Genomic DNA, 7,668 nt, shown 5'->3' on the forward strand with positions numbered 1-7,668 from the left:
CTAAATTGGGCAACTTCCCAAAGCATGTTCCACTGCGAAACTCCTACTTGAAGTTTGATTCCGCTATTTAGGCCTACCCCCATCGGGATAGAAACGTATTCCGGAAGCTCAGGTTCGTCAGGCCGGATGATTCCGTTGTAGATAAAACCGGCTGAAATATTGGACATACGGGGGTACAAGTAAGGGTCGATTTCAGATGCCTCCATGGCATAGGAGTCGTCCTCTAGCGAATCGGATTCCGGGTCATTCATATCCAACGAGCTCCTCCTAGAAACGAACCAAAATTTCAAGTGAATATAAGAGTTTTCCAGCTACGGCTCAATGAGGTTTTGTAAGCCAACAACTGCAGCACCAAAGCTCGTAAGGCCAGCCACGCAGCCTAAGGGCAAGTTGGATGGTGAGGTGCCTAGATAAGTTAGAAATCCTATGATCACACCGACCAAAAGTGACAGAGTTATAACCGCTGCGCTACGGGTAGAAATGAAGCTGGTACGGCTGCCTGGAGCACAGAAATCATCTATGCCGGGTTGATGTTGTGGTGTCTCCACTACTGAGTGGTTCTGATCCGAGATTATCTGCGCCATACCTATATCACGACATATCCAGGCGAAAATGTTCCATCGCCGGAAAACAGAGTTCTGCAAGCGGTCAGCGTTGATTGTTCGACTAGCTCAAGTGAAAGCTGCACTCACCGGAAATAGATCGAGCGACACTGCTCAACTACTTCTTAGCCAGTTTCGTCAGCGGCTGATTGCCTTCTTTATTGGCGGAGGGCTTTGCTTTGGGTGCTGTTTTCTTCGCTAGGGCCTTCGCCCCCTTGACCTCAGTCTCTTTATCCACCACTACAGCCTCTCCCTGGAGTGTGTACACCTTGCGGAGCTTCTCCGTCGTAAACGACATCAGATTTCCTGGGGGGCCAACTGGCCTGCGTGTCGTTTCCAGCAGACACGCCTCTATGAGTTCCGCGGTTCCGCGGGATCGCATAGAAGCGCTGATGCCATATCGTGTGGGGAAGTTCTCGGTAGTGAACCAGACTTCGCTTCCCTGAGGGCTAGCTCGCAATACTTTAAACGGACTCTTACTCGGTTTGTGTCCACCTTCCTCTTGAAGGATCAGTAGCATTGCCAAACCGGGAGCGCTTAGCTGCTGAAACTTTCCTGAAGTCCAAAGTTTGCTCGAAACCTTGAAGTACAGATCTCTTTTCAGACCGCCCTTGGAGTATGCCGTCGATGGAAGTCCGTAATCGGAACCGTCGCCTGACTCATCCAGAAGGGTGATCGTCGATACTTCGCCATGTGCCTTGTCGAGCTTGATGAGATTGAGGTCCTCAAGCCTCTGCAAAGCATTGGCAATTCGACGAGCTCCTTTGCCTGGTGCGTCGGGCAAACCCAAGAGCCCGGCCCACTGTCGCGCAGAAAGCTTCACACTGAAGGGCTTCTTTGCGCACTTCCAGATCAGGGCGACGTAGAGCATCACGGGTACAGCCGCCCCGCGGCCACCTCCGCCCGATACCAGCTTATTCAATGGAGCATCTTCGGTGGGATCGTCGTTGCGGACGAACGAGTTACGGATTGGCACCGCTTTGCGCGCCCCTACGCTCTTGTCTACGACCGCTGCTAGTGATCTGGAATATTCGAGAGCTGCCGCTAAGAGAATGGCCTGTGCTTCCTCTTTTTCAGACTTTTTCAGTGTTTCGACGTCAACTTCGTCAACGACTTTTTCAGTTGCTGAAGAGGAGGCTGCTGTATTGGTATCCAATGGAATTTGATGTCCTACATTCTTCTACGGTCAGCGACGGACTTACTTGTCACCTACTGTAGTAGACAATCATTAACTGCAGCACCAATAATTTTTCAGCAACAACTAGCTAGTGTCAAATATGCCTTGAAATCACAAGGGTGAATCAACTTACTATGTGCTAGCTTTATAAACACGGCCCTTCAAGGGGGGCCCAGAGGTGGGAAAATGGACCCTCGGTGTTAAACAGCAGAAGCCCGCTGGCAGGCGGGCTTCTGAATGAAACATTAAGCCAACTGAATGGCTTACAAGGACCTAGATTCCTTGTGTTTAAGACATTTTTCAGTCTAGGTTCTGCTTGATTGCCAGTCAAGGTGAAACCGCCACGAGCTCCGGCTTTCACCAAGACTCCGGTCTTGGTAGGTCCATTCGCTGTCCTTTATAAGGAAAGCCATATGGATAAGCAGAAAAAGCGTGATCCATTGGTCGTTGGTACGTTCTTCTTAGCAGTGGGGCGCTTTGCGCTCGCAGCTTGGGAATTTATCAAAGACTTCATGGATCAGTAAATAAGTAAACGGCCGGTGGCCCCTTGCAGCTCGTGATGCAAGGGGCCACCGGTCTTTATGTTCATACTCCTAATACCTCATGTTCTTAGTCCGCATATAGTCCTTGGACACGGAGAGAGGCCCGGTTACTACCGTTCGATTCCTTGGTCTCGGTCAATCTCCGGCGGCCTGAAAACACGCCGTGCGGGCGGCGTTTCCTGACCCGGAACCCGGGTACCGGGTGGATACGGAAAGCTCGCCCGGTGAATCCTCCAATGCTCTTCCAGAAGCTTTTGCGCCGCGACGCGCTCGGCCTCCTGCGCCGCCCGGTGCGATACCAGGGCCAGCCCCTGGGCTCTGGCTTGTTCACGTTCGACACTCACCGACTGTTTCGGCTGCACGCTCCGCCGGGGAGCCTGCTCCAGCCCGTGCTCTCGCTCCAACCGTGTGCAGGCGCTCTGCGCTGCCCGGCGATCGTTGCGCCCATGCCACACCTCCCCCAGATCACTAATCCGGGAGACGACCAGGTGAACGTGGTCTGCCCCGTGGCGGACCATCACCCACGGATGCTCGGCAAAGCCCAGGTCCTCGGCGAAGGATTGGCCCATGTCGGCCCACTCCGCATCGGACAGGACCCGGTCCTGGGCGGTGTTGCGCAGCGAGACGTGCCAGACCGGGTTCTTGATCTCCGCCCGGGTGTTCAGGGCCTTGCGCAGCTCCCCCGCCCACCGACTCGGCTCGGTCTGCCCCTCCATGCCCAGGTTCGAGGCGATCACGATGCCACCAGGGCGGGTGACTCCCCCGAACTCATACACGTGCTCATTCGCCTTGCCCACACCGTGCAGGTAGGCCCCAATGTCCCCGGGGTTACGTCCCCGGGTGATGTTCGCAATCACGGCAACTCACCGCGCACCCGGGCCAGCTCCGCACGCGTCGCCTGAACCGCTTCCAGCAGCTCGGCACCGCCCGGCGCGTGGCCGGAGTTCACCGCCCGCACCAACTGATTCAAGTTGGACCCCACCCGGCCCAGATCCGCACGCAGCTTCGCCACCTCAGCACCCTGGCCTCGCGGCTGCTCTGCCTCGAGCTGTCCGGTCACCTGCTCCCGCGCCCAGGCAGAGAGGCCCCGGCTTTCAGCGGCTGCGGTCCAGGCGGCGTGTTCGGCCGCGGTCAGGGACATCGACACCCGACGCGTCCGCGGATGCTCCACCGCTGGCCGACCACCGGCCCGGGGAGGCACCACCGGCGGGGCCGGCGGTGCCTCAACAGCCGGCGGCGGCGGAGCCGGCACCCCGGTGACGAACGGATTCGCAGAACCTGAAACAGCCGGTTTCTTCCGCGAGAACAACGACATACGAACCATCCCCTCCGAGACCGCACAGCGGTCGAGAACAAGCCCTCCGCAGGAGCAAGGAGCGATGAACCGAAACGAAAACTGTCAGCGAGGAACGAGCGATACGACAGTTTCTCGTTACGGAGAATCATACCTTGCATCTGTTCGCGGGCGTCCGACATCGGAGGAAAATGCCGCGCGCGAACAGGGGGCCGGACCCGGGCCCGACGGCCCTCCAAGTGAACACGCGGAGGGCCCGGGTCCGGCCCATCAACCGCAGCGAAGCGGAGGTTGATCCGGGTGGCACTTGCGAAGCGTGCCACCTACGCAACGGACGCTGTCCCTTCCGCCGATAGAATCACAGCCGCCTGACAAACAATCCGAAAGAAGAAGAATGAAGAATTTTGCTCTGCCTGTCCTGTTCTCCGTCGTGCTGCTGACCGCAACTGCCTGCGGTGGGAATACTGGCCCTGCCGCTGCTCCCACCACTTCTGCATCCACTGTGGGTGAAGTTGCTGCGGCCGCCGGCCAAGGCATCCCGAAGCCCACCGCTGAACAAGAGGCAAAGTTGCTGGCCGCCGTTGAGAAAATCAATCCTGCATTCATCAACCGGAAGACCGTGGATAACGCACGGAATCAGTGTTCGAGCATTTTGGGGGATTCCCCGGAAGCGAACCTGGTTCGCTCGGTCAAGACCCGTTTTGAGGGTCTTGGTGTTGAGTCGGTTTCCGATGCCGAGGCAAAGCAGCTGTTGAAAGCAATTCGTACGAACGGATTCTGCAAGTAGTTACCCGGAGTCCTTCCAGGCATCCGGGTAACTAGGAATTTCACGACACATGGTTGAGTGATTCGAACGTTCCATGCGGATCTCGGGGAGAGAAGATCGGATGCTTTCAGAGTGGAGACGTGCCCGTCACCAGAGCGCGTTTCTTAACCCTGTTGGTTCGTTCCTGGTTATTTCCGGTAGGCAGGTGTTGAGGGAGTTCTTGTCTGGGCCTAGTGAGTGGTACCGGAAGGCCTAACGGACTTCGCTTCGCTCAGACTCTCTCAACTGCGTTTCCCGACCCCAACGCTTCGGTGGGGTCCTTGACTCAACGCACCACCCCGGGGCATTCGGATGGTGGGGTCAGGAAACGATGGACCCCCCTAGTGAATCGGGGCGCACTGATGGCGCGGCAAGGATTCACTAGGGGGGACTGTGAAATCTGATTCGGACGGAGCCGGTCGAGGTTTCCTAGAACGCGCTACGGGAATTACTCGCCTGCGCCAGGACTGGGATATGAGGGGTGAACCGGGGGAGCCGATAACGCTCTTACCCCGCTGGATTTTCTAGCGCTCCGAGTCTGCCTTGATACGCGTTCAATCCCTCTCGGGAAACCCTTTGTTCTCACTACACCCGGGGGCAAGCCGGTGGTCATTCATCCTGACTCGGCTTCGACATGCCGTGGACGGGTAACTCGCATCCTGCCAGGGATCGAGATACACTTGCTATTAAGTTGTTTTGTCAAACTTCACGATAGTCGGGTACCTGCCAGGGTCCCGGCTATCGGCCTTTAACCGGCGTGTTGCCCTGACTTGGGCATGGGGTCACGGGGCGCCCCCACGTATCGTTGGGGCCATGGCGCATAAAGGACACCCGGGAGCTTCTCTCGGCGGCGGCATCGTCCACACCCGGAAGAAGAAACCGAAGCAGCGGAACACCACACCGTGTCCGGTCTGTGGATCAGGCAAAGGTCAACCCTGTTTTGAGCAGGTGCCTGGCCGGGGTCTGCGTGATTTGCCGAAGACCCACTTCCAAAAGGATTCCAATCATCCATGACTGACACCGCAATCGGGACACCCCCAATAATGGGCCTGGCCGAAGCAGCACGCGAATGCGGAATTTCGGTGTCCACCCTTCGCCGTCGCAAGGAAGCGCTCGTCACCGCCGGTGCCACGGTGTCGCCAAAGGGCTGGGAGATTCCCATTCCCGCACTGGTCGCCCTCGGCTATCTGGGTTCCACAACGCCACCCCCTGCCAGTCCCGTGACACCTGCCACGAAACCCCCGGGTGATGCCCGGGTGGAAGCCGCCCTAATAGAGGTGGATTCATTACGTGCCAGGTTGGCCGACGCGGAGCAGCGGGCCGCTGTTGCCGAAGCGATTGCGGGTGAACGTGAACGGGTAATCCAGGCACAAGCAGCCACCCTTCGCATGCTGGAGCGTGGAACACCCGCCGGACCCGCTGAGAGCCTTCCTGATACCTCCGATGACGGGTACCCTGATAACCCCGCGACAGCCCCTGTGAAGGTCCCGCTGATGGCCCCTGATAGTCGCCCTAAACGGTGGTTATCCTTTGGTCGCCGACGCTAGGAAACGTGGGCCCAGACCTCGGACTCCAGGATCTTCTTCACTGTTGCCGGATACCATCGCACACCGCCCTGTGCCGTCGGTGTCCCGTCCTCAGTCAGCCCCTTGGCGATGGCCGTATACGTAGCACCGGCCCGACGTTCGGCCTTCATCCGCTTCACCACCGCAACGGGCAGCCCCGTGCGCCGGCCCAGCTTCACGCCCTCGCGCTTGCGCTGCGCCAGGCCCTCACGGGTTCGATCCCCAATCAGCCGGCGTTCGTACTGTGCGACAGACACCTGCACATTGGCCATGAACTCACCCTGGGACGTGGTGGTGTCCAGATCCATCTCGCTGAGCACCATGGCCCAGCCCTCGCGCCGCGACCTTCCCATGAGCCCGGCGAAATCTTCGACGCTGCGGCTGATGCGGTCGATCCGAATGGCCAGCAAGTAGTGGGCCGCTCCCGCGGTGAGCATGTCCAGCGCCTCGTTCAATACCGGACGCATCTTGCGGGACATGGACTTGCCAGAGGCCTGTTCCCGCATGACCACCACGTTCCAGCCCCGAAGCTGCGCAACCTGACTCAGGACCACCACCTGGGCATCTAGGCTGGCCCCCTTGCTGGCCTGTTCCTCGGTGGAGACGCGGGCGTAAACGATGGCTGTCTTGATCGGGTTCACGTCAATATTTATACCAAACGGACGTTTGATATAAATATTGGCTTGAGCGCACTCCGCCGGTTCCTTAGCGTGGATTTCTGTATCGCTCTTCCTTCTCTATTCAAAGTATTTCTCTGCTTTTTTACGGATCTTTGCCAGACGCTTCGAAACAGCGGAGTGGGTACTGTAACCCAGCTTTTCAGCAATTTCTGCCTGTCGAGTAAAACCACTCGTCAGTAGAACAACGATCTCTCGTTCCTTTGGGTCAAGCAGAGTGAGGAAATCAGTAGTAACGATATTTCCAACCACTTCTGTTTCAGGGCCCTGCACGGGAACCGTATCGGGAAGTTCAATAAAGGAGACTTTCACCTTTGACCTGGTGTGGTTTATTTTCCGTTCAAAATCTTCGCGTGCATGAGACCACCGAGGAGAAAAATCGTCGTGAGCGCGATGGGAACGGATTGTATCGATGATTCCCCTCAGCTGCCCGGTGCTGTCAGCGTTTTCAACCGTCTCCCGCACTGCTTCTGCTGCTTCTTCTTCTCCGGTCCAGATATCCCCACCCATACGAGGGAAACCTGGAGTCACTCCTTCAAGGAAGCTTCCATCGCTCATTTGAACCCGGCTTGGTATCTCTACATCTTTTTCGACCAATGAAAATTCGCCCAGTACGCTCTGCATAAACGACGTAACCGGAGGAATCCAATAGTCCAAGTTGTGCGCTAAAAGTTTAAGGGGGTCATTTTTAGAGAATGCACCTAATGGTGACCCCGAAACTAGATGCGGCCATACGGCGGAAGCCCAAGCATTAGCGAGCCGACCCTCAAAGTCATGGGGTAAATATCTATCAACATCACCATGAGCTATCTGAAACGGCCACTGTCCCATTCGAAGAAAAGGAAGCCCAAACTGCTTGAGTTTCCGTGCAGAAAGCATGTGAAAAAGTGGAGCATATTCGTAGTAGCGGGACTTTGTTCTGGGGACAAGAATGAAGTTGCAGTCACCCTGATCAGCCAAGGTCTTGAGCGGCTCAACTAATTCGTCTTCATCAAAATAGCGACGT

General features: G+C 57.0%; 7 protein-coding genes. 1 reads left to right on the forward strand and 6 read right to left on the reverse strand.

What is annotated here, in order from left to right; all coding sequences use genetic code 11:
- The 4 genes from E9229_RS19140 to E9229_RS19595 form a co-directional block, all read right to left on the reverse strand.
- A partial coding sequence (locus tag E9229_RS19140) for a hypothetical protein (RefSeq protein WP_221184806.1) occupies nucleotides 1–257 on the reverse strand: 257 nt, incomplete at its 3' end.
- 463 nt (nucleotides 258–720) lie between these two features.
- Nucleotides 721–1,758: a hypothetical protein gene (locus E9229_RS18865; protein ID WP_183513337.1), complete on the reverse strand. Its 1,038-nt coding sequence runs from the start codon at nucleotides 1,756–1,758 to the stop codon at nucleotides 721–723.
- 673 nt (nucleotides 1,759–2,431) lie between these two features.
- Entirely contained in the window at nucleotides 2,432–3,178 is a 747-nt protein-coding gene (locus E9229_RS18870) for a relaxase/mobilization nuclease domain-containing protein (RefSeq protein WP_183513338.1), read from the reverse strand.
- Nucleotides 3,175–3,468 carry a MobC domain-containing protein gene (locus E9229_RS19595; RefSeq protein ID WP_407671407.1) on the reverse strand — a complete coding sequence of 98 codons (294 nt, stop codon included), beginning with the start codon at nucleotides 3,466–3,468 and terminating at the stop codon, nucleotides 3,175–3,177. Before E9229_RS19595 ends, E9229_RS18870 begins: the two co-directional genes overlap by 4 nt.
- 541 nt (nucleotides 3,469–4,009) lie before the next feature.
- Here E9229_RS19595 and E9229_RS18880 point away from each other — a divergent pair.
- Nucleotides 4,010–4,402: a hypothetical protein gene (locus E9229_RS18880; RefSeq protein WP_183513340.1), complete on the forward strand. Its 393-nt coding sequence runs from the start codon at nucleotides 4,010–4,012 to the stop codon at nucleotides 4,400–4,402.
- 1,561 nt (nucleotides 4,403–5,963) lie between these two features.
- Here E9229_RS18880 and E9229_RS19930 read toward each other — a convergent pair.
- Both E9229_RS19930 and E9229_RS18890 read right to left on the reverse strand, forming a co-directional pair.
- Nucleotides 5,964–6,626 carry a recombinase family protein gene (locus E9229_RS19930; protein ID WP_183513342.1) on the reverse strand — a complete coding sequence of 221 codons (663 nt, stop codon included), beginning with the start codon at nucleotides 6,624–6,626 and terminating at the stop codon, nucleotides 5,964–5,966.
- Nucleotides 6,627–6,722: 96 nt separating this feature from the next.
- The coding region (locus E9229_RS18890; RefSeq protein ID WP_183513343.1) for a helix-turn-helix transcriptional regulator at nucleotides 6,723–7,668 on the reverse strand (946 nt) is incomplete at its 5' end.

The organism is Paeniglutamicibacter cryotolerans, from assembly GCF_014190875.1.
GTDB classification, from domain to species: domain Bacteria; phylum Actinomycetota; class Actinomycetes; order Actinomycetales; family Micrococcaceae; genus Paeniglutamicibacter; species Paeniglutamicibacter cryotolerans.

Excerpts from the sequence above, each read along its gene's own strand:
- E9229_RS18880 (WP_183513340.1), top strand. The coding sequence starts at position 4,010 with ATGAAGAATTTTGCTCTGCCTGTCCTGTTCTCCGTCGTGCTGCTGACC.